Origin of the sequence: Bacillus sp. YP1, assembly GCF_000877815.1 — a bacterium.
Classification (GTDB): Bacteria; Bacillota; Bacilli; order Bacillales; family Bacillaceae; genus Bacillus; species Bacillus subtilis.
The window spans coordinates 1429645-1454881 of record NZ_CP010014.1; the positions used below are offsets into that span (position 1 = coordinate 1429645).

Below are 25237 nucleotides of genomic sequence, written 5' to 3' on the forward strand. Positions count from 1 at the left end.
AATGTTTAGGAGGATTATTTATCATGGCTTTATTACAAAAAACAAGAATTATTAACTCCATGCTGCAAGCTGCGGCAGGGAAACCGGTAAACTTCAAGGAAATGGCGGAGACGCTGCGGGATGTAATTGATTCCAATATTTTCGTTGTAAGCCGCAGAGGGAAACTCCTTGGGTATTCTATTAACCAGCAAATTGAAAATGATCGTATGAAAAAAATGCTTGAGGATCGTCAATTCCCTGAAGAGTATACGAAAAATCTGTTTAATGTCCCTGAAACATCTTCTAACTTGGATATTAATAGTGAATATACTGCTTTCCCTGTTGAGAACAGAGATCTGTTCCAAGCTGGTTTAACAACAATTGTGCCGATCATCGGAGGCGGGGAAAGATTAGGAACACTTATTCTTTCACGTTTACAAGATCAATTCAATGACGATGACTTAATTCTAGCAGAATACGGCGCAACAGTTGTCGGAATGGAAATCCTAAGAGAAAAAGCAGAAGAAATTGAAGAGGAAGCAAGAAGCAAAGCTGTCGTACAAATGGCTATCAGCTCGCTTTCTTACAGTGAGCTTGAAGCAATTGAGCACATTTTTGAGGAGCTTGACGGAAACGAAGGTCTTCTTGTTGCAAGTAAAATTGCTGACCGTGTCGGCATTACCCGTTCTGTTATTGTGAACGCACTCAGAAAGCTGGAGAGCGCCGGTGTTATCGAGTCTAGATCATTAGGAATGAAAGGTACTTATATCAAGGTGCTAAACAACAAATTCTTAATTGAATTAGAAAATCTAAAATCTCATTAATCACAAAAAGAACCCTTTTTGAGGGTTCTTTTTTTATTTCAAATAAAGGAAATCAATAAGCTTTATTTCCTGGGTTGAAAGTCTTTCTATGTATTAATTTTAATAAATTTTGCATTTTTCTTCAAAAAGTTTCAAAAATGCCGAAAAGAAAGGAGAAAAAACAGAAATTCTGCTATTTTCAGGCTTATATCAAGGCGAGAAATGTAGTTCTAACAATCTAGGACTTTATACCTAGTTGTAAAATAGATAATTGTGAGGACATTTTTTTACACGAACTTCATAGACTTTATGCCTGTTATTTCTTACAATAAGCATATAGTTTTACAATTCTCGACAAGGATATTGAGGGTGAAAAAAACTGAAATGGAGGTAAGTGGATTTGAGCTTATTTTCTGGAACGATACAAAATCTTGAAAATGCCTTGAGTAGAGCGGATATTAAGCAAAAAGTCATAACTAATAATATCGCCAATATAGATACACCGAACTATAAGGCAAAAAAAGTCTCTTTCCAAAATTTATTAGATCAAGAATCCTCGCGTCTTGAAGCGATAAAAACAGACTATCGTCATGTTGATTTTTCTGATACTGATTCGAATTATTCAATTGTTGCGAGCGGAGATACATCGTATCAGCAAAACGGAAACAATGTTGATGTTGACAAAGAGATGACAGAATTGGCGCAAAATCAAATCAACTATCAAGCTTTGGTTGAAAGAATGAACGGTAAATTTAATTCGCTGAAGACCGTATTAACAGGAGGAAAATGATGACAGCTTTTCATAGCTTAAATGTTTCAGCATCGGCTTTAACAGCTCAGCGAGTCAGAATGGACGTTGTATCATCTAACTTAGCAAATATGGATACGACAAGAGCTAAGCAGGTGAATGGAGAGTGGGTGCCTTACAGAAGGAAAATGGTCTCCCTTCAGTCAAAAGGTGAATCGTTCTCTTCCATTCTCAATTCTCAAATGAGCGGAAGCGGTAGTGCTGGAAACGGTGTGAAGGTTTCAAAAATTACGGAGGATGATTCGGATTTTAATCTTGTCTATGATCCGACAGACCCTGATGCAAACGCTGAAGGATATGTACAAAAGCCTAATGTTGATCCATTAAAGGAAATGGTTGATCTTGTCAGCAGCACCAGATCATATGAGGCGAATGTCACGGCGATGAATGCTACAAAGGGAATGCTGATGAAGGCGTTAGAAATCGGAAAGTAGGTGAATGAATGTGATTAATGCAATTTCTCCTTTTCAGGTTCAAAATACTCAAAACACTCAAAATGCAACAAATCAAGTAAACAATAGCCAAAAAACAGATTCTTCAAATCAAACAAGCTTTTCGGAGCTTTTAAAAAACTCTATTAGTTCGTTAAATGAGTCCCAAGTAGCTTCTGACAACATGACTAATGCCTTGGCTGCAGGAAAAGATGTAAATCTTGATGAGGTCATGATCGCTGCTCAAAAAGCTAGCATCTCTCTAACTGCAGCAACAGAGTTCCGCAATAAAGCTGTGGAAGCTTATCAGGAGATTATGAGAATGCAAATGTAGGGGGTCTGACGATTTAGAGAAAGAGTGGAATGACCGGGGGTTAACATGAATCGTACTCTAATGCAAATGAAAAACAAAACGAGTGAGTTTTGGAAAAATAGATCTAAACTACAAAAGATTTTAATGGTTAGTGCTTTAGCGGCAATTATTATTATTGGAATTATTATTAGTGTTTTTGCTTCAAATTCTAAAATGGCGCCGCTGTACAAAGATTTGTCTGCTGAAGAAGCAGGACAAATCAAAAAAGAATTGGATGCAAAAAAAGTTCCAAACGAACTTTCGAATGGCGGTACAGTGATTAGTGTTCCGGAGGATCAGGTTGATTCTTTGAAAGTGCAGATGGCTGCAGAAGGACTTCCTAAAACGGGATCAATTGATTATTCGTTTTTTGGACAGAATGCCGGCTTTGGTTTGACAGACAATGAGTTTGATATGGTGAAAGTGAAAGCTACACAGACAGAACTGTCAAACTTGATCAATGAAATGGACGGTATTAAAAATTCAAAAGTAATGATTAATCTCCCGAAAGACGCTGTGTTTGTCGGTGAGGAGCAATCTGCAGCATCTGCATCAATCGTTCTGCAGATTCAACCGGGTTATACACTTGATCAAAGCCAAATCAACGGATTATATCATCTGGTATCTAAAAGCGTGCCAAACCTAAAAGAAGATAACATCGTCATCATGGACCAAAATTCTACATACTACGACAAATCAGACAGCGATGCAGGGTCCTACGCGGATAGTTATTCTTCTCAGCAAGGAATTAAGTCTCAAGTTGAAAAAGACATTCAAAAACATGTACAGTCACTGCTGGGTACGATGATGGGCCAAGATAAAGTCGTTGTCTCCGTTACAGCAGACATTGATTTCACAAAAGAAAATCGGACAGAAGACATTGTCGAACCTGTGGATAAAGAAAACATGGAAGGTATTGCAGTCAGCGCTGAAAAGGTATCTGAAACATATCAGGGCGACGGTGCAGCCAACGGCGGAACTGCCGGAACCGGCGAGGAAGATGTTACAAATTATAAGGCTGACGGTGAAAATACCGAAAGCGGGAACTACGAAAAAAACAGCAACAAAATCAATTACGAGGTTAACCGAATTCATAAAGAAATCGCTGAAAGTCCTTATAAGGTCAGAGATTTAGGGATTCAAGTAATGGTAGAGCCGCCTGATGCCAAAAACACTGCGTCGCTATCAACTGAAAGACAGGATGATATACAAAAAATCCTTTCAACTGTAGTCAGAACATCTTTGGATAAAGATGAAACGCAAAATCAGAATTTATCTGATGCTGATATCAATAATAAGATTGTTGTTTCCGTTCAGCCATTCGACGGAAAAGTCAATTTGGATACAAATACGGAAGAATCCTCAGGTATCCCGCTGTGGGCATATATTGTAGGCGGTGTTTTAATCGCAGCGATCATTGTTCTGATCATTATGCTTATCAGAAAGAAACGGGCGCAAGAGGATGAATTTGAGGAATATGAGTATGAGGTTCCTCAAGAACCAATCAATTTGCCTGATATCAACGAAGAGGAAAATGAAACAGCGGAATCAGTCAGACGAAAACAGCTTGAAAAGATGGCGAAAGACAAGCCGGAAGATTTTGCAAAACTGCTGAGAAGCTGGCTGGCCGAGGATTAGGAGGAATTAGAAATGGCGAGACGTGATCAAGATAAGCTTACAGGAAAACAAAAAGCAGCCATTCTCATGATTTCCTTGGGGTTAGATGTGTCAGCTTCTGTCTATAAGCACTTAACCGATGAAGAAATTGAAAGGCTTACTCTGGAAATATCAGGTGTTCGAAGCGTCGATCATCAAAAAAAGGATGAAATCATAGAAGAATTTCATAATATAGCCATTGCGCAAGATTATATTTCTCAAGGCGGTTTAAGCTATGCAAGACAAGTTCTGGAAAAGGCGCTTGGAGAGGATAAGGCGGAGAACATTCTAAACAGGCTGACTTCTTCTTTGCAGGTTAAACCATTTGATTTTGCCAGAAAAGCGGAGCCTGAACAAATTTTGAATTTTATCCAGCAAGAGCATCCGCAGACGATGGCGTTAATCTTGTCTTATTTAGATCCAGTGCAGGCTGGGCAAATTTTATCCGAGCTGAATCCTGAAGTACAGGCTGAGGTTGCGAGAAGAATCGCGGTCATGGATAGAACGTCTCCAGAAATAATTAATGAGGTAGAACGGATTCTGGAACAAAAATTATCTTCTGCATTTACTCAGGATTATACACAAACAGGCGGAATTGAAGCTGTTGTGGAAGTGTTAAACGGGGTAGACAGAGGGACAGAGAAGACAATCTTGGATTCATTGGAAATTCAGGATCCCGATCTTGCTGAAGAGATTAAAAAGCGGATGTTTGTCTTCGAAGATATTGTCACACTTGATAACCGTGCCATTCAGAGAGTCATTCGCGATGTTGAGAACGACGATTTGCTCCTTTCATTAAAGGTTGCAAGCGAGGAAGTCAAAGAAATTGTATTCAACAATATGTCACAGCGTATGGTTGAAACCTTCAAAGAAGAAATGGAATTTATGGGCCCTGTACGCTTGAAAGATGTTGAAGAAGCTCAATCGAGAATTGTAAGCATCGTCAGAAAGCTTGAAGAAGCCGGTGAAATTGTGATAGCAAGAGGCGGAGGGGATGATATTATTGTCTAATATCATTAAACAAGAATCATCTATTTCTCCACAAAAGGAAAAAAGAAAACTTTCTATACAAGAGGTGCGTATTGATCATTCTCACCTTTTGCAGGCTGAAGAGAACCCGGAGGCGCTTATGGCCCGAGTGAAAGAGGAAGCTGACCGGATTTCTGAGCAGGCAAACAGTCATATAGAAAATATTCGCCGTCAAATTGAACAGGAGAAAAACAATTGGGCGGCTGAAAAACAGAAGCTTATTGAAGAAGCAAAAGCCGAGGGCTTTGAACAAGGAGTAGCGCTGGGCAAAGCTGAGACAATGAAACAGTATGCCGAACTGATCGGCCAAGCAAACAGTATAACTGAAATGTCCAGAAAAGCTGTTGAGGACAAGCTTGAAGACGCTAATGAAGAAATCGTTGAGCTTGCCGTTGCCCTAGCAAAAAAAGTTTGGCAGCAAAAGTCTGATGATAAAGAGGCTTTCCTCCTGCTTGTACAACAGGTTATAAACGAAGTGAAGGAATATGACGATATATCAATTTATGTTGATCCATATTACTATGAGACAATCTTTCAGCAAAAAGATGAAATCCAGCAGCTTCTTTATAAAGAATGCCGGCTTGGCATATATGCTGATGAAAAAGCTCAAAAAGGAACCTGTTATATTGAAACTCCTTTTGGCAGGGTAGATGCGAGTGTTGACACACAATTGATGCAATTGAAAGATAAACTTCTGACAGCGCTCGAAGCAGGTGCAGCTGAATGAAGACACAGAGTCTGATAGATTGTATAGAAATGACTGACTCGTATAAACGGTACGGAAAAGTCAAGCGGGTAATCGGCCTGATGATTGAATCAAAAGGGCCAGCAAGCTCAATTGGCGACGTGTGCCTGATTTATGCAAAAGGACAATCTGGGAAAGTCATTAAAGCTGAGGTAGTCGGCTTCCAGGAAGAAAATATTTTGCTTATGCCTTATTTAGAGGCTGCGAGCATTGCACCTGGCAGCATTGTAGAAGCTACTGGGGAATCACTTCGGGTTAAAGTTGGAACCGGACTGATCGGACAAGTCATCGATGCTTTTGGAGAACCGCTTGACGGAAAACTTCTGCCGAAAGGGCTTTCGCCTGTATCGACGGAGCAATCACCGCCCAACCCGATGAAACGGCCGCCTATCCGTGAAAAGATGGGTGTTGGAGTCAGATCAATTGACAGCTTGCTGACAGTCGGGAAAGGCCAGCGGATTGGAATTTTTGCAGGAAGCGGTGTCGGAAAAAGCACATTAATGGGGATGATCGCCAAGCAGACAGAGGCTGACTTAAACGTCATTGCACTTGTCGGAGAACGCGGACGAGAGGTTCGGGAGTTTATTGAAAAAGATCTTGGGAAAGAGGGGCTGAAACGATCGATTGTAGTTGTTGCCACCTCAGACCAGCCAGCATTAATGAGATTGAAAGCGGCATATACAGCGACTGCAATTGCCGAGTATTTCCGAGATAAAGGCCAAAATGTCATGTTTATGATGGATTCTGTTACAAGGGTGGCAATGGCGCAGCGAGAGATTGGATTGGCTGCCGGAGAGCCTCCGACAACAAAAGGCTATACACCTTCAGTGTTCGCTATTTTACCTCGTTTACTAGAACGAACAGGTGCAAACGAGCATGGAACCATTACGGCATTTTATACAGTGTTGGTAGACGGGGATGACATGAATGAGCCGATTGCCGATACTGTACGCGGAATTTTAGACGGACATATTGTGTTGGATAGGGCGCTTGCCAATAAAGGTCAGTTTCCAGCAGTTAACGTACTAAAAAGCATCAGCAGGGTGATGTCAAACATATCGACAAGACAGCATCTGGATGCGGCAAATAAATTCCGTGAACTTTTATCGACATATCAAAATTCGGAAGATCTCATTAATATCGGAGCTTACAAAAGAGGATCATCCAGAGAAATTGATGAAGCGATACAGTTTTATCCGCAGCTTATTCAATTTTTAAAGCAGGGAACAGACGAACCGGCTTTATTGGAAGAAAGCATTGCTGTATTAACTAGTTTGACAGGAAATGAGGAATAAACGTGGCTTATCAATTTAGATTCCAAAAGCTACTGGAACTAAAAGAAAATGAAAAAGACCAATCCTTATCCGAGTATCAGCAATCAGTTTCTGAATTTGAAAACGTTGCTGAAAAATTATATGAAAATATGAGCAAAAAAGAATTGCTAGAACAAAATAAGGAAAAGAAATTAAAAAGCGGCATGAGTGTACAAGAAATGAGGCACTACCAACAATTTGTCTCAAATCTTGATAATACGATCTATCACTATCAAAAGCTTGTCATTATGAAAAGAAATCAAATGAATCAAAAACAAGAAATTTTGACAGAGAAAAACATTGAAGTGAAAAAGTTTGAAAAAATGCGTGAAAAACAGTTTAAAATGTTTGCTCTTGAAGATAAAGCTGCAGAAATGAAAGAAATGGACGATATTTCGATTAAGCAGTTTATGATTCAAGGCCATTAGGAGCGAATGTAATGTCCGGCAAAAAGAAAGAATCAGGTAAGTTCCGTTCGGTTTTGCTTATCATTATCCTCCCGCTGATGTTTCTACTAATCGCAGGGGGGATTGTTCTTTGGGCTGCTGGTATCAATGTCTTAAAGCCGATACAGGATGCTGCGGCAAAAACGCCGGTTCTTAAAGAATTGGTCCCTGAAACCGAAAATAAAAAAGACACAGCATCAAATAAGGATAGCAGTAATACGGCAGCTCTGGAAAAGACCATTAAGGATCAAAAAAGTGAAATCGGTATATTGAATAAAGATTTAGAAACAAGTAAATCGGAAATCGATAGGCTCAATCAAAAGATCCGTTCACTTGAAAAGACAGCTGAGGATCAAAAAAAGTCATCAGAAGATCATACTGAAGGATCAGCAGACTCGAAAGCTTCATCTGAAAATGACAAAGTGATCAGTGTGTACAAAAGCATGGACAGCGGAAAGGCTGCTAAAATTATTGCCCAATTAAAGGAGAAAGAAGCACTGAAAATATTGAATGGCCTAAGCAAAAAGCAGCTTGCTGACATATTGGCGAAAATGACTCCTGAGCAAGCAGCAACCTATACAGAAAAAATTGCTGCCAGCCAAGAATAGGGGGAATGAAAGGTGAAGCTGCTTGAATTAGCGGGACCTTTGCTGCAAACCACAACGGGTTCTGCCGCTAAAAACATGAAAAGTAGCCGGGGAGTTTTTCAAAACTGGCTTATTTCTGAGGCAGGATTGAAGGAACTCTCAGAACAAGGAAAGGGAACTCCTAATTCCGAAGATCAGCTTTTAGCAGATGCGCTTAAAAAGATCGGTGAATGGCTAAATGCAAGTCCTGAAGACCAAGACAAACAAAATGCGGATCTTTTGCAAACATTAGGCAAACTGACAGGGAAGCAATTGGATGCGAATGCTCTGCAAATATTGCAAAATCTTTTGCAAGCAGTTGAATCAAAAATGTCAGACGGGACGGATCAATTGCTCACAGAAACGGAGAAAATCTTTTCAGAAGCTAAAACGGCTCGGAATGCCAATGATTCTGTTTCTGACATTAATGGAGCACTGAAGTCGGATACAGAGCAATCAAATCAGGAAAATGAAGTATCCGATGCTGCTAAAGAGCTTATCTATATCCAGATGTTCATTAGCCAGCTCGTAGAAGGGAATAAGCTGACTGATCGCGGGAATGGCAATGAAGCTCATGCCATTTACCAAAATGGAGATCAATTCCTATCTGCATTAGAAAAAAAGGGTGTATCTCAACAACTCATTCAGGATCTTAAACAGCAAATATTCACTAAAGCTGAGTCAAGTTCAAAACTTTTCTCGATGACAGCGTCAGAGCTGAAAAGTTTTCAAAGCTTAATGGATCAAATGTCTATGCTTCCTCAAAAAGGGACCAAAGAATGGAGTTTAGCTGAAAGCCAGCTGAAAGCCTTCTTGTTATCGAAATCATCCGAATCATCACAAGACTTTGGGAAGCGTGTTCTCACACCGCTCTCGCAGAGTTCATCCAGCAAAAATGCATCGGATGTTTCTGGAAATATTCAGCCTGTAGATAGTAAATCAGGAGTCCAAATGCTGTTTTCGGGGTATCGGGGCATAGGAGGAGTTCAAACACTTGATCTGCAGCAGATGTCATCTGATATACCAAATGTCGAAACAAAAACGGTGGCTGATCAAGTGATTAATGCGTGGAAGCAGATGAAATATACGCCTTTCGGCAGATCGACGGGAAGTTTCACTATTCGGCTGAACCCTGAACATTTAGGATTTGTCACAATCAAGCTGACAAATGAAAATGGAATGTTTCAGAGTAAAATCATAGCATCTAGCCAATCAGCAAAAGAATTGCTTGAACAGCATCTTCCACAGCTGAAACAATCATTGCCGAATATGGCCGTCCAAATTGACCGTTTTACTCTTCCGGTCCAAAGCGGGGATCAGCCGATATACGGCCAGCTTGCTGATGAACAGAAACAGCAGCAAGAGGGGCAGAGACAGCAAAGACAGAAAAAGCAATCAAATGATTTTGGCGATCTGCTCGATGAAGTGTCGATGGTTGAAATGGAGGAAGAAGAATGACTTCTATAAGTTCAGAATATAAACTGCCTGAAAAAACGAACACTGTGTCGACGAACAACAGCAGCTTGGGGAAAGACGAGTTTTTAAAAATATTAATGACTCAAGTTCAAAACCAAGATCCGCTTAACCCGATTGACGATAAAGAATTTATCAGCCAGATGGCGACTTTTTCAAGCTTGGAGCAAATGATGAATCTGAATACGACAATGACTCAATTCGTTGAAAACCAAGATCCGTTTACAACGTATGTTGATTGGATGGGAAAAGAAGTATCTTGGACTGATGGTAAAAGTGCAACAGATAAAACAGGCACAGTAAGCTCTGTTAAACATTTTAAAGGAAATTATTATCTTGTTCTTGATGATGGGACCGAGATCAGTCCTGCGAATGTCATGTCTGTGGGACAATCATCTAAATAAAAACATCTGGGGGAATATATTATGTTACGTTCACTTTATTCTGGAATCAGCGGTATGAAAAACTTTCAAACAAAGCTTGACGTAATCGGTAACAACATTGCCAACGTAAATACAGTAGGATTCAAAAAGAGCCGTGTGACCTTTAAAGATATGGTAAGCCAAACGATTGCCGGCGGTTCTGCTGCTGGTGCAACAATCGGCGGAACAAACTCTAAGCAAATCGGTTTAGGTTCATCATCTGGCACAATTGATACAATTCATTCAACAAGCGCGACACAAAGTACAGGAAGAACACTTGATTTAGCAATTGACGGCGACGGTTACTTCCGAATTGATACAGGTGACGGGACAGCTTATACAAGAGCAGGGAACTTCTATTTAGATAATACCGGAACACTAGTTACAGGTGATGGCTACCATGTGTTAAATATGAATGGGGGAACAATTAAAATTCCTACTGATGCTCAAAGCTTTAGCATTGGTTCTGATGGAAAGGTGTCAATTGTTGATGCTGAGGGGAAAACACAAGACGGGGGACAAATCGGGATTGTTACTTTTGCCAACAGTGATGGATTGGATAAAATCGGAAGCAACCTATACCGTGAATCTTTAAACTCTGGAACGGCCAGTGCAGCGAACCAGCCTGGTGACGGCGGAACTGGTGCTCTTAAATCAGGATTTCTCGAAATGTCTAACGTCGATTTAACTGACGAATTTACTGAAATGATCGTAGCCCAGCGCGGATTCCAATCAAACTCAAAAATTATTACAACATCTGATGAAATCCTTCAAGAACTGGTTAACCTTAAACGTTAAGGAGGGAGGGGAGGCGAGTAATCGCTTCTCCGCTGTTTTATGATTAAAGTAACCCGTTTGAACGGGCAGCCCTTTACACTGAATGCGCTATTTATTGAACAGATTGAATGTTTTCCGGATACTACAATTACTCTGTCAAATGGTAAGAAGTTTGTAGTAAAAGAAGATGAAGAAGCTGTTCTGGAAAAGATCGCAGCTTTCTACCGAAAAATACAAATATTTGCAATGGATCAAGGAATAGAGGAACCGGAATGAAGAAAAAGTTAATGATCATATTACTAATTATTCTTATCGTAATTGGTGCTCTCGGGGCGGCGGCTTATTTTGTTTTAGGCGGAAAGTCCGAAAAAAGTGAAGCGAAAAAAAGTATTGATGAAATCGTTGCGTCTTCTGTTGATGTAGAAGAGATCACAACAAATTTAAAGTCTGATAACATTATCCGTCTTGCTATTAAGCTTGAAACTGATTCTGATAAATCAAAAGAAGAACTTGAGAAACGTGATTTCCAAGTGAAAGACGCTGTTATATCACTGCTGGCTGATACGAATGCTGATCAGATTGAGGGAGACAAGGGAAAAGAAACCTTTAAGAAGGAACTAAAAGATAAAATAAATAGCTACCTCCAAGAAGGAAAAGTAGAAAAAGTGTATATTACCTCCTTTAATCTGCAATAAAGCATAATTTGACAGAATACGGAGGTGAGGAAAATGTCAGGAGAAGTTCTCTCCCAAAATGAAATAGATGCACTGCTTTCTGCAATATCAACAGGTGAAATGGACGCTGAAGAGCTGAAAAAAGAAGAAAAAGAGAAGAAAGTCAAGGTTTATGATTTCAAACGTGCGCTGCGGTTTTCTAAGGATCAGATCCGCAGTTTAACGAGAATTCATGACAATTTTGCAAGACTTCTTACCACTCATTTTTCTGCTCAGCTCAGAACCTATATTCACATATCTGTCAGTTCTGTTGACCAGGTCCCGTATGAGGAATTTATCAGATCGATTCCAAACATGACGATTCTGAATCTATTTGATGTCCATCCGATGGAAGGCAGAATTATGATGGAGGTCAACCCCACGATAGCTTATACGATGATGGATCGGGTCATGGGCGGGATTGGAATCAGTCATAACAAGGTTGACAGTTTGACAGAAATTGAAACAAAAATCATTTCTAATTTATTTGAAAATGCACTGGGTAATTATAAAGAAGCTTGGCAGTCAATTGCTGATATTGAACCGGAAATGACTGAGTTTGAAGTGAATCCGCAATTTGTTCAGATGGTATCTCCTAATGAAACAGTCGTGGTGATCTCGCTCAATACTCAAATTGGTGAAATCAGCGGTGTCATTAATCTCTGTATCCCGCATATCGTACTCGAGCCGCTCATACCGAAGCTTTCAGTCCACTATTGGATGCAATCAGACCGAAATGAGCCAAAGCCTGAGGAAACAAAGTCGCTTGAAAAACGTATCATGACAGCACAAATACCTGTCGTGGCCGAGCTCGGCACATCTGAACTGACGATAGAAGAGTTTTTAAGTTTAGAAGTCGGAGACTGCATAACTTTGGACAAATCAGTCACGGATCCTCTTACTGTATTGGTCGGAGATAAGCCGAAATTTTTAGGACAAGCCGGCCGGGTGAATCGAAAACAGGCAGTGCAAATTTTAGATCACGACATAAGAGGTGAACAAGATGGAGAATAATAGATTATCTCAAGATGAGATTGACGCGCTTCTTAACGGTACTGGCAGCACGCTTGATGAGCCAGAGGTTCCGGAAGTAGATGACTTATCGGAAATGGAGCGTGATGCGATCGGTGAAATCGGTAATATTTCATTCGGCAGTTCTGCGACAGCACTGTCAACGCTTTTAAATCAAAAGGTCGATATTACGACTCCAAGCGTAACGGTCATTCCAAGAAGTAAAATCAGCGATGCGTTTCCTGAACCGTATGTAGCGATTGAAGTGAATTATACGGAGGGCTTCAGCGGAAGCAACCTGTTAGTCGTGGAACAAAGTGACGCGGCGATCATTGCTGACTTAATGATCGGGGGAGACGGAAAAGGTGCGGACCCTTCACTGGGTGAAATCCATTTAAGTGCGGTTCAAGAAGCAATGAACCAAATGATGGGATCGGCTGCCACATCAATGTCTACTGTATTCAGTAAAAAAATTGATATTTCACCTCCTCGGGTTGAATTGCTGGATGTTACTGAAGAAAAGGGGACAGACCGTATTCCTGATGATGAAATGCTGGTGAAAGTTTCTTTCAACTTAAAGGTGGGAGAATTAATAGACTCCAGCATTATGCAGCTTTACCCATTGACATTTGCGAAAGATTTAATTTCAAGCCTTATGAACTCAGAAAGTGCAGAGGAAGAAGAAACGGTGCAGCCTGAAGTTACATACGAACAGCCGAAAGAGCCTGTGACGCCAGAGCCGCGTATTGAACCGAAGCAACAGCAGCAGCCGCCAAAAAGGCAGGGAACAGCAAAAAAAGCAGCGCCAGTTCAGGTTTCACCGGTGGAATTTTCCGCGTTTGATCCAAACGAAGCTGTACAAGCCCCTATTCATAATCTGGATATGCTTTTGGATATCCCGCTTTCGATTACTGTTGAGCTTGGCAGAACGAAGAGAAGCGTAAAAGAGATTTTAGAGCTTTCTGCCGGAAGTATTATCGAGCTTGATAAATTAGCCGGTGAGCCTGTAGATATTTTAGTTAATCAGCGTATCGTTGCCAAAGGCGAGGTCGTTGTCATTGAAGAAAACTTCGGAGTGAGAGTCACTGACATTTTAAGCCAGGCAGAGCGCATTAATAATTTAAAATAACGAAACACAAGGAGAGAGATAGATTATGGCACATAGAATTTTAATTGTAGATGACGCAGCATTTATGAGAATGATGATTAAAGATATTTTAGTTAAAAATGGTTTTGAAGTTGTGGCGGAAGCTGAAAATGGAGCACAAGCGGTAGAGAAATATAAAGAGCATTCACCTGACCTTGTTACTATGGATATCACGATGCCAGAAATGGATGGTATTACAGCATTAAAAGAAATTAAACAAATTGATGCGCAGGCAAGAATCATCATGTGTTCTGCTATGGGACAGCAATCAATGGTTATTGATGCCATTCAGGCCGGCGCTAAGGATTTCATTGTGAAACCTTTCCAAGCTGACCGTGTGCTTGAAGCAATCAACAAAACATTAAGTTAAAGGGTGTACGACTGTTGAAAAAGAGTCAATATTTTATCGTTTTTATTTGTTTTTTCGTTTTATTGAGTGTACATCCGATTGCTGCTGCCGCGGCAGACTCTGATAATTCAACTGTAAACGAATGGTTTCAAAAGAAAGATGAAAAAACTGCAGATCAATCAGAGCAAAAGAAAGAAAAAACAACAAAAACTGCTGGTGAGACGGAGGGAGCGGCTGCTCCTTCTGTCTCAGCTTTTGATTTTGTAAAGATGATTTTCGCTTTATTGTTTGTTATCGTGCTGATTTACGGGCTGGTTAAGCTCATGAACAAAAGAAATCGGCTCCTAAAGCCTTTTCAATATGTTGAAAATATTGGCGGCACATCGGTCGGCCAGAACAGATCCATACAATTGATCAAGGTTGGGAAAAGTGTGCTCGTCGTCGGTGTAGGAGAGACGATCCAGCTGCTGAAAGAAATTGAGGATGAAAAAGAGATTGAAGTCATTCTCAGTCAGCATGAAGAGGCAATGTCAAGCAAAATAGAGTGGCAAAAGTTTGTGAAGCCGCTTAAGAGTTCTGAACATCAGCCGCAGCAAAAACTGCCTTCATTTTCAAAAGCATTAAAAGAGCAACTTGAAGAGTTAAAACAAAACCGTTCTGAAGGAAAGAAGAAAGGCCCACGTCATCATGAATGAGTTTATAAATATTTTCAGTTCAAGCGATCCGGAAAACGTAAGTTCAACTGTTAAATTACTATTATTGTTAACTGTATTTTCAGTGGCGCCTGGAATATTGATTCTTATGACTTGTTTTACTCGCATCGTCATTGTTCTGTCATTTGTCAGAACTTCACTTGCGACGCAATCTATGCCCCCAAACCAGGTTCTTATCGGGCTTGCGCTGTTTTTAACATTTTTTATTATGGCTCCTACTTTTTCAGAAATTAATAAAGAAGCGCTGACCCCATTAATGGACAATAAAATCAGCTTGGATGAAGCGTATACGAAAGCTGAGGAACCGATTAAAGAATTTATGAGTAAACACACAAGGCAGAAGGATCTGGCGCTGTTTATGAATTACGCGAAAATGGATAAACCTGAATCATTAAAGGATATTCCGTTAACAACAATGGTTCCGGCTTTTGCCATATCGGAGCTTAAAACAGCATTTCAAATAGGTTTTATGATTTTTATCCCTTTTTTAATTATAGATATGGTAGTGGCGAGCGTCTTGATGTCAATGGGAATGATGATGCTGCCTCCAGTTATGATTTCTCTGCCCTTTAAAATATTACTTTTTGTTTTGGTAGACGGCTGGTATTTAATTGTGAAATCTTTGCTTCAGAGCTTTTAGGGTAGGTGCTAAACGTGAGTTCAGAATTTGTAATTTCTATGGCGGAAAAAGCCGTATACGTAACGCTGATGATCAGCGGGCCATTATTGGCTATTGCTTTACTGGTCGGTTTAATTGTCAGCATATTTCAGGCGACAACTCAAATCCAGGAACAGACTTTGGCGTTTATTCCGAAAATCGTGGCGGTTCTCCTGGCTCTCATTTTTTTTGGTCCGTGGATGCTGTCGACGATTCTTTCATTTACAACAGAGCTGTTTTCTAATTTAAATCGTTTTGCAGGGTAATGTAGAGATGAATTCAATTATTGACTTATTTCCTGCTTTTTTATTGGTTTTTATTAGAATCTCTGCTTTTTTTGTAACGATTCCGCTATTTGGACATCGAAATGTGCCAGCTGTTCATCGCATAGGTTTTGCTTTTTTTCTTGCGGTCATTTGTTTCAGCACCATTGATAAACCGCCCTCTTTGGAGATAGATGAGCACTATATGCTTTTGGCGTTTAAAGAAGCTTTGGTCGGCCTATGTCTGGGTTTAATTGCTTATATGATGATTGCCGCAGTGCAGATTGCCGGCTCGTTTATTGATTTTCAAATGGGATTTTCAATAGCAAACGTTATTGATCCGCAAACCGGTGCACAAAGTCCGTTGATTGGCCAGTTTATCTATACGATGGCACTTTTGTTTATGCTGAGTGTCAATGCCCACCATTTGTTGCTGGATGGTATTTACTACAGCTTTCAGTATATTTCAGTTGATCAGGCATTTCCGAATTTCGGCGATGAAAAGTTTGCCTATTTTATTGCGAAAAGCTTTAATGCAATGTTTATTATCGCTTTTCAAATGTCAGCGCCGGTTGTGGCCAGCTTGTTTCTAGTTGATTTAGCATTAGGCATCGTGGCTCGAACTGTTCCGCAGTTAAATGTATTTGTGGTCGGTCTGCCTTTAAAGATCGCTGTCAGTTTCATCATGCTCATTGTATGTATGTCCGTTATCTTCGTCGTTGTCCGGAATGTTTTCAGTTTAACGATTGAAACGATGCGGAATCTTTTAGCATTGGTCGGTGTTTCTTAATGAAGCTTAGAGTTGACCTGCAGTTTTTTGCGGGAGAGAAGACAGAAAAAGCAACTCCGAAAAAACGGAAGGATACGCGAAAAAAAGGGCAGGTAGCCAAAAGCTCGGATGTCAATACCGCCGTTTCTTTACTGGTAATATTCCTTTCGCTTATTGCAATTGGTCCGTATATGAGAGACAGGCTGCTGTCATTCATAGAAACATTTTATACCGAATCGCTCACAATGAAGCTCTCAGAATCAAATGTGCATACATTGTTTGTCAGCTTATTAAAGGATATGGGCATGATACTCGCACCGATTTTGCTTGTTGCTCTTGTTGCAGGAGTCGTAAGCAACTATATGCAGGTTGGGTTCTTATTTTCTGCTGAAGTGATACAGCCTAAGCTTGAAAAACTGGATCCGATCAAAGGCTTTAAACGAATATACAGTATGAGGGCGATTGTAGAGCTGATTAAATCAATTTTGAAAATCGTAGTCGTCGGTTTTGCGGCTTTTGCTGTGCTTTGGCTGCATTATGGAGAAATTCTCCGGCTTCCTCTCCTGACACCCGAAGAGGCACTTTCTTTCGTTTCAAAACTCACTTTGTGGATGGGACTAAGCGGTGCAGGTGCATTGTTGATACTTGCTGGTCTCGACTATTTATATCAGAGATTTGACTATGAGAAAAATATCAAAATGTCAAAACAAGATATAAAAGACGAGTACAAAAAATCTGAAGGAGACCCGATTATCAAGTCTAAAATTAAACAAAGACAGCGGGAAATGGCGATGAGGCGGATGATGCAGGAAGTTCCAAAAGCAGATGTCATTATCACAAACCCGACTCACTATGCGATTGCTTTGAAATATGATGAAGAAAAAATGGACGCACCTTATATTGTTGCAAAAGGCGTAGACCACCTTGCGTTAAAAATCAGGAAAATTGCTAAAGAGCATGATGTGATGATGGTAGAAAATAGACCGCTTGCCCGTGCGTTATATGATCAGGTGGAAATTGACCAGGCAGTGCCGGAAGAATTTTTTAAAGTTTTAGCAGAAATTCTGGCTTACGTATATAAAACAAAACAAAAAGTATATTGAATTTTTCGATTTAAAAGGAGAGAAAAAACAGCATGTCAACAAGAGATTTATCCGTTTTAATAAGTGTTGTCCTCATTGTGGCGATGCTGGTGATTCCATTTCCTCCATGGCTGTTAAGTATTTTGATCATTATTAATATTTCTCTTGCGTTGATCGTGCTTCTCACCACAATGAATATGCAGGAAGCGCTTCAGTTTTCGATTTTTCCGTCACTGTTGCTGCTTTTGACCCTATTTCGTTTGGGCTTGAACGTCTCAACTACCCGTTCAATTCTTTCACACGGTGAAGGAGGGAAAGTCGTCGAGACTTTCGGAAATTTCGTTGTCGGCGGAAATGTATTAGTTGGACTCGTTGTATTCATCATCCTTATTATTATTCAGTTTATCGTCATTACAAAAGGTGCTGAACGTGTTTCCGAGGTTGCAGCAAGGTTTACGCTGGACGCAATGCCGGGGAAGCAGATGAGTATTGATGCTGATTTAAACGCAGGGATGATTACCGAACAGGAAGCGAAGCATCGCCGCGAAAAAGTGGCAAGAGAAGCAGACTTTTATGGAGCAATGGACGGTGCCAGTAAATTTGTAAAAGGTGACGCCATTGCCGGAATCATCATTGTGATGATCAATATTATTTTCGGAATCGTGATCGGAATGCTTCAGCAGGGCATGTCCATTCAAGAGGCTGCTTCACACTTTACGATGCTGACTGTAGGGGATGGAATTGTTTCGCAAATCCCGGCACTGTTAATTTCTACGGCTACGGGTATTGTGGTCACAAGAGCTGCCTCTGAAGGAAACTTAGGGCATGACATTACAGGCCAGCTGTTTGCGTATCCAAAGCTTTTATACGTCGCAGCAGCTACGATCATGCTTTTAGGTATTTTCACTCCGATCGGCATCCTTCTGACGGGGCCGCTTGCGGGATTGCTTGCTTTTGGCGCATATACACTATCTAAATCAGGTAAGGAAAAAGAAGAAGTGGATGAGATTCTTGAGGAAGAGGCTGAGGTGGACGAGCTTAAAAGCCCTGAAAGTGTTGTTCAGCTTCTGCATATAGATCCGATAGAATTTGAGTTTGGATATGGCCTGATACCGCTTGCTGATGCCAATCAAGGCGGTGATTTATTAGACCGAATTGTTATGATACGCCGTCAGTTGGCTTTGGAACTCGGGCTTGTCATTCCTGTCGTGCGAATCAGAGATAATATAGCGTTGCAGCCTAATGAATACCGATTGAAAATTAAAGGAAACGAAGTAGCAAAAGGCGAGCTGTTGCTTGATCATTATTTAGCGATGTCGCCTACTCCTGAGGACGATCTCATTGAAGGGATTGAAACAGTGGAGCCTTCATTCGGGCTGCCGGCTAAATGGATTAGCGAAGCGGTAAAGGATGAAGCCGATATGCTTGGTTATACAGTAGTTGATCCTGCATCAGTCGTTTCAACGCATATTACGGAGAAAATTAAGCAGCATGCCCACGAATTGATCGGAAGGCAGGAGACAAAACAGCTGATCGATCACTTGAAAGACACGTATCCAGTCCTGGTTGAAGAGGTTACGCCGAATCCATTGTCTGTCGGTGATATTCAGAAAGTGCTTGCTAAGCTTTTAAAAGAAAAAGTTTCAATTCGAAACTTAGTAACGATTTTTGAAACACTTGCTGACTATGGGAAATTAACAACAGATTCTGATCTCTTGACAGAGTATACAAGACAAGCGCTTGCTAAACAAATTACAGCCCAGTTTGCCAAAGAAAATGAAGTGTTGAAGGTTGTTACTTGTTCCGGCCGTGTAGAAAAAGCAATAGCAGACGGTGTGCAGCAGACGGAACACGGGAACTATTTATCACTTGAACCAGATATTTCAGAAAGTATAGTGCGCTCTGTCGCTAAAGAAGCTGAACAGCTCTCATTACGTCAGGAAACCGCGATTCTTCTTTGCTCGCCGCCTGTCAGAATGTATGTGAAGCAGCTTCTGGAACGGTACTTCCCTGATCTTCCGGTACTCTCTTATAACGAACTTGAGGCGAATGTTGAGGTACAAAGCATTGGAGTGGTGGATATTTAATGAAAATAAAAAAATTTACTGCTGCTTCAATGCAAGAAGCGGCACTTCTCATCAGAAAAGAGTTAGGTAATGAAGCGGTCATATTAAATTCAAAAAAAATTAAAAAGCGAAAATGGTTTGGCCTCGTCAACAAGCCTGCTGTTGAAGTAATCGCTGTATTGGATCAGGACTTTCTTGAGAAAAAAACGCCTCAGAAGGCAGCTGAACCGAAACAAACATTAAAAACTCCGGTCAGCAGTCCGAAAATAGAGGAGAGAACATATCCCCCTCAAATTCCGGCGCAACAGGAGCTAGGTGATTTTTCAGCATATCAATCTGTACTTCCTGAGCCGCTGCGAAAAGCAGAAAAGCTTTTGCAAGAAACAGGGATCAAAGAGTCTACGAAAACGAACACTCTGAAAAAATTGCTTCGCTTCTCTGTTGAAGCAGGCGGCTTGACTGAAGAAAATGTTGTCGGCAAACTTCAGGAAATACTATGCGATATGCTGCCCTCAGCAGACAAGTGGCAGGAGCCAATTCATTCAAAATATATCGTTCTCTTTGGTTCAACAGGGGCTGGTAAAACAACTACACTGGCTAAACTCGCAGCCATATCTATGCTTGAAAAACATAAAAAAATCGCTTTTATTACAACAGATACGTATCGTATTGCAGCTGTTGAACAGTTGAAAACATACGCTGAACTGCTGCAGGCTCCTCTGGAAGTTTGCTATACAAAAGAAGAATTTCAGCAGGCGAAGGAGTTATTTTCTGAGTATGATCATGTGTTTGTTGATACAGCCGGAAGAAACTTCAAGGACCCGCAATACATTGATGAACTGAAAGAAACGATTCCTTTTGAGAGCAGCATTCAGTCATTTCTTGTTTTATCCGCGACTGCAAAATATGAAGATATGAAGCATATTGTCAAACGGTTTTCATCCGTCCCTGTCAATCAGTATATTTTTACGAAAATAGATGAAACGACTTCCTTAGGTTCTGTATTTAATATACTGGCAGAATCAAAAATAGGTGTCGGGTTTATGACAAACGGACAGAATGTGCCTGAGGATATACAGACTGTATCTCCACTTGGTTTTGTGAGGATGCTGTGCAGATGAACAGATATGACCAAGCAGCAACTTTACGGGCGAAAATGGAAAAACGTGAGCGCGTTCTGCCAATGGTTTATTCACAAAAAGCGAAGACACTTGCTGTCATCAGCGGCAAGGGCGGTGTCGGAAAATCCAATATTACCTTAAATATGGCACTTGCGCTGCAGGATAAAGGTAAGAAGGTGCTGCTCATCGACCTTGATATCGGGATGGGGAACATTGATATATTAATAGGAAATTCATCGTCTGCCACGATAATTGATGTTTTAACCGATCGTAAGCCTTTGCTCCAGTCATTATCCATTGGCCCAAAGGGTTTGCGGTATATATCAGGGGGAACCGGTCTTGATGTGATGTTTCAGCTCGATCAGAGAAAATGGACGTTTTTTGCCAATGAACTTTCTCATGCATTAAGCCAGTTCGATTATGTGCTGTTTGATATGGGAGCGGGCTTATCAAAAGATCAACTGCCTTTTATTTTATCAGCAGAAGATATTTTGATTATAACAACTCCCGAGCCGACGGCCATTATGGACGCATACAGCGCTGTCAAGCACTTGGTTTTGACAGAAAATAAGCTTTCAATGAAGGTGGCTGTCAATCGGTGCCGTGACCAAAAGGAAGGGCTTGACGCTTTTGCCCGCCTCTCCCGTACAATTCATATGTTTTTGGATGTTCAGGTTCAGTTTGCCGGTTCCGTTTCTGACGATGTGATCGTGAGCAAAGCGGTTGTCGAACAGGTTCCTTTTTTCATAAAAAGCCCTCAGGCAAAAGCCAGCCGGTCAGTCCGTATTTTAGCGGACGCCTTGTTTGGAAGAGAAGAAACGAGACACAAAGAAGACAAACAGACATTTATTGAGAAATTATCTTCTTTTTTAATGAGGAGGGCTTAATTTGATTCGTGTGCTTGTAGTTGATGATTCAGCTTTTATGAGAAAAATGATAAGTGATTTTCTGACCGAGGAAAAGCAGATAGAAGTAATCGGAACTGCGAGAAACGGAGAAGAAGCGCTTAAGAAGATTGAATTATTAAAACCGGATGTTATTACTCTTGATGTTGAAATGCCGGTCATGAATGGGACAGATACGCTCCGCAAAATTATTGAGATTTATAACTTGCCGGTCATTATGGTGTCTAGCCAGACCGAGAAAGGTAAAGAATGCACAATTAATTGTTTGGAGATCGGTGCCTTTGACTTTATCACAAAGCCATCAGGCTCAATATCTCTGGATCTATACAAAATTAAAGAACAATTAGTTGAGCGTGTCGTCGCGGCAGGACTTTCCGGCAAGCGGAAACGTCCTGTTTCCCAGACAGTTCGGCCCGAACCTATTGTGCGTGCTGTCGTTAAGCCTGAATTAAGCAAACCGAAACCTGGCACGGGCAGACAAATTGTGTGTATCGGCACATCAACAGGCGGTCCACGAGCGTTACAAAAGGTGATACCGAAGCTCCCTAAAGATTTGAACGCACCAGTGGTTGTCGTTCAGCACATGCCTGAGGGGTTTACTGCTTCTTTGGCTGATCGGCTGAATCATTTATCTGACATTCAGGTAAAAGAAGCAAAAGATGGTGAAGCAGCTCTTAACGGCTGTGTTTACATAGCACCGGGCGGAAAAAACATATCCGTTATTAAAAACAGCGAAGGACTCCAGGTTGTGCTTGATAACCATGACACACCAAGCCGTCATAAACCATCTGCTGATTATTTATTCCGTTCTGTCGGGAAACTGACAGATTATGAAAAAGTAGCGGTTATCATGACCGGAATGGGCAGTGACGGCACTGCTGGGCTAAAGGACATGCTAACAGCCGGCAATGTGAAAGCCATTGCGGAGTCTGAAGAATCTTGTGTCGTATACGGGATGCCAAAAGCTGCTGTTAAAGCGGGTCTCATTCATGAGATTAAACATGTGGAAGATATCGCAGCATCCATCACAAGCTGTGTGAAAAAAGAGAGGGTGTGATTCAAATGGATATGAATCAGTATTTAGATGTCTTTATTGATGAGAGTAAAGAACATTTACAAACATGTAATGAAAAGCTTCTTCTTTTAGAGAAAGACCCGACTGATCTTCAGCTCGTACATGATATATTCAGGGCTGCCCATACATTAAAAGGAATGAGCGCAACGATGGGCTACACGGATTTAGCACATCTTACCCATCTGCTTGAAAACGTGCTGGATGCAATCCGAAACGGAGACATGGAAGTCACCTCAGACTGGCTGGATATTTTGTTTGAAGCTCTGGATCACCTGGAAGCAATGGTTCAGTCTATTATTGATGGCGGGGATGGTAAAAGAGATATCTCAGAAGTGAGTGCCAAGCTTGATGTGAATGGTGCACACGCTGAATCCGCTGCCTCCGCTGAACCTGCAGAAGCACAGAGTTCAGCATCTGATTGGGAATATGATGAATTTGAACGCACAGTTATACAAGAAGCGGAGGAGCAAGGCTTCAAACGATATGAAATCAAGATTTCTCTGAACGAAAACTGTATGTTAAAAGCAGTTCGTGTCTATATGGTGTTTGAAAAACTAAATGAAGTCGGAGAAGTAGCCAAAACAATTCCAAGTGCTGAAGTGCTTGAAACAGAAGATTTTGGAACTGACTTTCAAGTTTGTTTCTTAACACATCAATCAGCGGAAGACATTGAACAATTAATCAATGGCGTGTCGGAAATTGAGCATGTTGAAGTCATTCAAGGGGCTCCTTTAACATCAGCTGAAAAGCCTGAAGAATCTAAGCAAGAAGATTCACCAGCAGCAGCTGTACCTGCGAAGCAGGAGAAACAAAAACAGCCTGCTAAAAACGATGAACAGGCGAAGCATTCAGCCGGCGGATCTAAAACAATTCGTGTCAACATTGACAGGCTTGATTCTTTAATGAACTTATTTGAAGAGCTTGTCATTGACCGCGGGCGTCTCGAGCAGATTGCGAAAGAGCTTGAGCACAATGAACTGACTGAAACGGTTGAACGAATGACGAGAATTTCCGGAGATTTGCAATCGATTATTCTGAATATGAGAATGGTCCCGGTTGAAACTGTTTTTAACAGATTCCCGAGAATGATTCGCCAGCTTCAGAAAGAGCTGAATAAAAAAATTGAACTCTCGATCATCGGTGCGGAAACTGAACTTGATCGTACAGTAATTGATGAAATCGGAGATCCACTCGTTCACTTGATCAGAAACAGTATTGACCATGGTATCGAGGCGCCGGAAACACGTTTGCAAAAGGGAAAACCGGAATCAGGAAAAGTTGTGCTTAAAGCTTATCACAGCGGCAACCATGTCTTTATCGAAGTAGAGGATGACGGCGCAGGCCTTAATCGCAAAAAAATTCTGGAAAAAGCGCTTGAGCGCGGGGTCATAACGGAAAAAGAAGCTGAAACCTTAGAAGACAACCAAATTTACGAATTGATTTTTGCTCCGGGGTTCTCAACTGCTGACCAAATTTCTGATATTTCCGGCCGCGGTGTAGGACTTGACGTTGTAAAAAACAAACTGGAGTCTCTTGGCGGTTCAGTCAGTGTGAAATCAGCCGAGGGTCAAGGCTCTCTATTCAGCATCCAGCTGCCGCTTACCTTGTCTATTATTTCAGTTCTGCTGATTAAGTTGGAAGAAGAGACATTTGCCATTCCGATTTCTTCAATCATTGAGACAGCAGTTATTGACAGAAAAGACATTTTGCAAACGCATGACCGTGAAGTGATTGACTTTAGAGGGCATATTGTCCCTGTCGTTTATTTAAAAGAAGAGTTTAAAATAGAAGATACAAGAAAAGATGCGGAACAGCTCCATATCATTGTCGTGAAAAAAGGCGACAAACCTACTGCATTTGTGGTGGACTCCTTTATTGGCCAGCAGGAAGTTGTGCTGAAATCACTCGGAGATTATTTAACAAACGTCTTTGCAATTTCCGGAGCTACTATTTTAGGAGACGGAGAAGTAGCGCTCATTATTGATTGTAATGCACTGATTATTTAACCATTCGAGGAGGTGTCTCACATGACTGCAGAAATTAAAACAGGCGAAAAAATGATAGTCTTTATGGTAAATGGCAAAGAATATGCCATTTCCGTCACTCAGGTGAAATCAATTGAAAAATGGCAAAAGCCAACGAGGGTACCTGGCGTCGAACCATATATTTGCGGGGTAATCAATTTACGCGGGGTGGTGACTCCGGTTATTGATTTAAGAAAACGCCTGAATTTGCCAGAGTATGAAATTACCGATGAAACACGAATTATCATTATTGCTTATCGTGATATTGAAGTCGGCTGGATTGTGGATGAAGCGAACGATGTGATTACCGTACACGAAAGTGAAATAGAATCTGCTCCAGAAGGCGTTCAGAAAGATACGGATGTGTCGATCGAACAGATTGTGAAACAAGAGAACAGACTCTTAAATATTATTGATGCGAACGCGGTTTTGGATAAAGAATCATCTCAGTCCGCTGTGCCCGATCAAGCTTAATCTTAAA

At 41.0% G+C, this 25237-nt stretch carries 29 protein-coding genes; all 29 read left to right on the forward strand.

The window, feature by feature from the left end; all coding sequences use genetic code 11:
- Positions 1-23 precede the first annotated feature (23 nt).
- The 29 genes from codY (at position 24) to cheW (ending at position 25230) form a co-directional block, all read left to right on the forward strand.
- Positions 24-803, forward strand: coding sequence for a GTP-sensing pleiotropic transcriptional regulator CodY (gene codY / locus QF06_RS07110; RefSeq protein ID WP_003220850.1), 780 nt, complete (start codon positions 24-26; stop codon positions 801-803).
- Between the two features lie 379 nt (positions 804-1182).
- Positions 1183-1572, forward strand: coding sequence for a flagellar basal body rod protein FlgB (gene flgB / locus QF06_RS07115; protein WP_003245656.1), 390 nt, complete (start codon positions 1183-1185; stop codon positions 1570-1572).
- Positions 1572-2024 (forward strand): flagellar basal body rod protein FlgC, encoded by a 453-nt coding sequence (flgC, locus tag QF06_RS07120; RefSeq protein WP_021479294.1) that lies wholly within the window; start codon positions 1572-1574, stop codon positions 2022-2024. Before flgB ends, flgC begins: the two co-directional genes overlap by 1 nt.
- 10 nt (positions 2025-2034) lie before the next feature.
- On the forward strand, positions 2035-2355 hold the full coding sequence (fliE, locus tag QF06_RS07125; protein WP_003238544.1) for a flagellar hook-basal body complex protein FliE: 321 nt from the start codon (positions 2035-2037) through the stop codon (positions 2353-2355).
- A gap of 45 nt (positions 2356-2400) precedes the next feature.
- Positions 2401-4011, forward strand: coding sequence for a flagellar basal-body MS-ring/collar protein FliF (fliF, locus tag QF06_RS07130; RefSeq protein ID WP_043940114.1), 1611 nt, complete (start codon positions 2401-2403; stop codon positions 4009-4011).
- Positions 4012-4023: 12 nt separating this feature from the next.
- On the forward strand, positions 4024-5040 hold the full coding sequence (fliG, locus tag QF06_RS07135) for a flagellar motor switch protein FliG (protein ID WP_003231981.1): 1017 nt from the start codon (positions 4024-4026) through the stop codon (positions 5038-5040).
- Entirely contained in the window at positions 5033-5785 is a 753-nt protein-coding gene (gene fliH / locus QF06_RS07140) for a flagellar assembly protein FliH (RefSeq protein ID WP_032725764.1), read from the forward strand. Before fliG ends, fliH begins: the two co-directional genes overlap by 8 nt.
- Entirely contained in the window at positions 5782-7098 is a 1317-nt protein-coding gene (gene fliI, locus QF06_RS07145) for a flagellar protein export ATPase FliI (protein WP_032725698.1), read from the forward strand. Before fliH ends, fliI begins: the two co-directional genes overlap by 4 nt.
- Before the next feature lie 2 nt (positions 7099-7100).
- A complete protein-coding gene (fliJ, locus tag QF06_RS07150; protein ID WP_003231977.1) occupies positions 7101-7544 on the forward strand; it encodes a flagellar export protein FliJ in 444 nt (147 codons plus the stop codon).
- A gap of 11 nt (positions 7545-7555) precedes the next feature.
- On the forward strand, positions 7556-8170 hold the full coding sequence (locus QF06_RS07155) for a MotE family protein (protein ID WP_032725699.1): 615 nt from the start codon (positions 7556-7558) through the stop codon (positions 8168-8170).
- A 12-nt stretch (positions 8171-8182) separates the two neighbouring features.
- Positions 8183-9646, forward strand: coding sequence for a flagellar hook-length control protein FliK (locus QF06_RS07160; RefSeq protein WP_041850832.1), 1464 nt, complete (start codon positions 8183-8185; stop codon positions 9644-9646).
- On the forward strand, positions 9643-10065 hold the full coding sequence (flgD, locus tag QF06_RS07165) for a flagellar hook assembly protein FlgD (protein ID WP_003231970.1): 423 nt from the start codon (positions 9643-9645) through the stop codon (positions 10063-10065). Before QF06_RS07160 ends, flgD begins: the two co-directional genes overlap by 4 nt.
- Before the next feature lie 21 nt (positions 10066-10086).
- Complete coding sequence (flgG, locus tag QF06_RS07170) at positions 10087-10881, forward strand: flagellar basal body rod protein FlgG (RefSeq protein WP_003231968.1); 795 nt, start codon at positions 10087-10089, stop codon at positions 10879-10881.
- 39 nt (positions 10882-10920) lie between these two features.
- On the forward strand, positions 10921-11136 hold the full coding sequence (gene swrD / locus QF06_RS07175; protein ID WP_003231966.1) for a swarming motility protein SwrD: 216 nt from the start codon (positions 10921-10923) through the stop codon (positions 11134-11136).
- Positions 11133-11555, forward strand: a complete 423-nt coding sequence (gene fliL, locus QF06_RS07180; protein WP_003231964.1) for a flagellar basal body-associated protein FliL — start codon at positions 11133-11135, stop codon at positions 11553-11555. The genes swrD and fliL overlap by 4 nt, the downstream gene beginning before the upstream one ends.
- A 33-nt stretch (positions 11556-11588) precedes the next feature.
- Positions 11589-12587: a flagellar motor switch protein FliM gene (gene fliM, locus QF06_RS07185; RefSeq protein WP_003220879.1), complete on the forward strand. Its 999-nt coding sequence runs from the start codon at positions 11589-11591 to the stop codon at positions 12585-12587.
- Positions 12577-13713 carry a flagellar motor switch phosphatase FliY gene (fliY, locus tag QF06_RS07190; protein WP_014479788.1) on the forward strand — a complete coding sequence of 379 codons (1137 nt, stop codon included), beginning with the start codon at positions 12577-12579 and terminating at the stop codon, positions 13711-13713. Before fliM ends, fliY begins: the two co-directional genes overlap by 11 nt.
- Positions 13714-13738: 25 nt before the next feature.
- Entirely contained in the window at positions 13739-14101 is a 363-nt protein-coding gene (cheY, locus tag QF06_RS07195) for a chemotaxis protein CheY (protein ID WP_014476812.1), read from the forward strand.
- 14 nt (positions 14102-14115) lie between these two features.
- On the forward strand, positions 14116-14775 hold the full coding sequence (fliZ, locus tag QF06_RS07200; protein ID WP_041850831.1) for a flagella biosynthesis regulatory protein FliZ: 660 nt from the start codon (positions 14116-14118) through the stop codon (positions 14773-14775).
- On the forward strand, positions 14768-15433 hold the full coding sequence (fliP, locus tag QF06_RS07205) for a flagellar type III secretion system pore protein FliP (RefSeq protein WP_003245692.1): 666 nt from the start codon (positions 14768-14770) through the stop codon (positions 15431-15433). The genes fliZ and fliP overlap by 8 nt, the downstream gene beginning before the upstream one ends.
- Before the next feature lie 14 nt (positions 15434-15447).
- Entirely contained in the window at positions 15448-15717 is a 270-nt protein-coding gene (gene fliQ, locus QF06_RS07210) for a flagellar biosynthesis protein FliQ (RefSeq protein WP_003220888.1), read from the forward strand.
- 7 nt (positions 15718-15724) lie between these two features.
- Entirely contained in the window at positions 15725-16504 is a 780-nt protein-coding gene (fliR, locus tag QF06_RS07215; protein ID WP_003245510.1) for a flagellar biosynthetic protein FliR, read from the forward strand.
- On the forward strand, positions 16504-17586 hold the full coding sequence (gene flhB, locus QF06_RS07220) for a flagellar biosynthesis protein FlhB (protein WP_003231949.1): 1083 nt from the start codon (positions 16504-16506) through the stop codon (positions 17584-17586). The genes fliR and flhB overlap by 1 nt, the downstream gene beginning before the upstream one ends.
- Before the next feature lie 32 nt (positions 17587-17618).
- Positions 17619-19652, forward strand: a complete 2034-nt coding sequence (flhA, locus tag QF06_RS07225; protein WP_043940115.1) for a flagellar biosynthesis protein FlhA — start codon at positions 17619-17621, stop codon at positions 19650-19652.
- A complete protein-coding gene (gene flhF / locus QF06_RS07230) occupies positions 19652-20752 on the forward strand; it encodes a flagellar biosynthesis GTPase FlhF (RefSeq protein ID WP_003231945.1) in 1101 nt (366 codons plus the stop codon). Before flhA ends, flhF begins: the two co-directional genes overlap by 1 nt.
- Positions 20743-21639 carry a flagellum location/number ATPase FlhG gene (gene flhG, locus QF06_RS07235; RefSeq protein WP_072174242.1) on the forward strand — a complete coding sequence of 299 codons (897 nt, stop codon included), beginning with the start codon at positions 20743-20745 and terminating at the stop codon, positions 21637-21639. Before flhF ends, flhG begins: the two co-directional genes overlap by 10 nt.
- 1 nt (position 21640) lies before the next feature.
- Positions 21641-22714, forward strand: coding sequence for a protein-glutamate O-methylesterase CheB (gene cheB, locus QF06_RS07240; RefSeq protein ID WP_003245823.1), 1074 nt, complete (start codon positions 21641-21643; stop codon positions 22712-22714).
- Positions 22715-22719: 5 nt separating this feature from the next.
- Positions 22720-24738 (forward strand): chemotaxis protein CheA, encoded by a 2019-nt coding sequence (cheA, locus tag QF06_RS07245; protein WP_014476817.1) that lies wholly within the window; start codon positions 22720-22722, stop codon positions 24736-24738.
- Between the two features lie 21 nt (positions 24739-24759).
- Positions 24760-25230: a chemotaxis protein CheW gene (cheW, locus tag QF06_RS07250; RefSeq protein ID WP_003231938.1), complete on the forward strand. Its 471-nt coding sequence runs from the start codon at positions 24760-24762 to the stop codon at positions 25228-25230.
- Positions 25231-25237: the final 7 nt, after the last annotated feature.

Coding starts and splice junctions, on each gene's coding strand:
- codY (WP_003220850.1), top strand. CDS start 24: ATGGCTTTATTACAAAAAACAAGAATTATTAACTCCATGCTGCAAGCT.
- flgC (WP_021479294.1), top strand. CDS start 1,572: ATGACAGCTTTTCATAGCTTAAATGTTTCAGCATCGGCTTTAACAGCT.
- fliF (WP_043940114.1), top strand. CDS start 2,401: ATGAATCGTACTCTAATGCAAATGAAAAACAAAACGAGTGAGTTTTGG.
- fliG (WP_003231981.1), top strand. CDS start 4,024: ATGGCGAGACGTGATCAAGATAAGCTTACAGGAAAACAAAAAGCAGCC.
- fliI (WP_032725698.1), top strand. CDS start 5,782: ATGAAGACACAGAGTCTGATAGATTGTATAGAAATGACTGACTCGTAT.
- QF06_RS07155 (WP_032725699.1), top strand. CDS start 7,556: ATGTCCGGCAAAAAGAAAGAATCAGGTAAGTTCCGTTCGGTTTTGCTT.
- flgD (WP_003231970.1), top strand. CDS start 9,643: ATGACTTCTATAAGTTCAGAATATAAACTGCCTGAAAAAACGAACACT.
- flgG (WP_003231968.1), top strand. CDS start 10,087: ATGTTACGTTCACTTTATTCTGGAATCAGCGGTATGAAAAACTTTCAA.
- swrD (WP_003231966.1), top strand. CDS start 10,921: ATGATTAAAGTAACCCGTTTGAACGGGCAGCCCTTTACACTGAATGCG.
- fliL (WP_003231964.1), top strand. CDS start 11,133: ATGAAGAAAAAGTTAATGATCATATTACTAATTATTCTTATCGTAATT.
- fliM (WP_003220879.1), top strand. CDS start 11,589: ATGTCAGGAGAAGTTCTCTCCCAAAATGAAATAGATGCACTGCTTTCT.
- fliY (WP_014479788.1), top strand. CDS start 12,577: ATGGAGAATAATAGATTATCTCAAGATGAGATTGACGCGCTTCTTAAC.
- cheY (WP_014476812.1), top strand. CDS start 13,739: ATGGCACATAGAATTTTAATTGTAGATGACGCAGCATTTATGAGAATG.
- fliP (WP_003245692.1), top strand. CDS start 14,768: ATGAATGAGTTTATAAATATTTTCAGTTCAAGCGATCCGGAAAACGTA.
- fliR (WP_003245510.1), top strand. CDS start 15,725: ATGAATTCAATTATTGACTTATTTCCTGCTTTTTTATTGGTTTTTATT.
- flhB (WP_003231949.1), top strand. CDS start 16,504: ATGAAGCTTAGAGTTGACCTGCAGTTTTTTGCGGGAGAGAAGACAGAA.
- flhA (WP_043940115.1), top strand. CDS start 17,619: ATGTCAACAAGAGATTTATCCGTTTTAATAAGTGTTGTCCTCATTGTG.
- flhF (WP_003231945.1), top strand. CDS start 19,652: ATGAAAATAAAAAAATTTACTGCTGCTTCAATGCAAGAAGCGGCACTT.
- cheA (WP_014476817.1), top strand. CDS start 22,720: ATGGATATGAATCAGTATTTAGATGTCTTTATTGATGAGAGTAAAGAA.
- cheW (WP_003231938.1), top strand. CDS start 24,760: ATGACTGCAGAAATTAAAACAGGCGAAAAAATGATAGTCTTTATGGTA.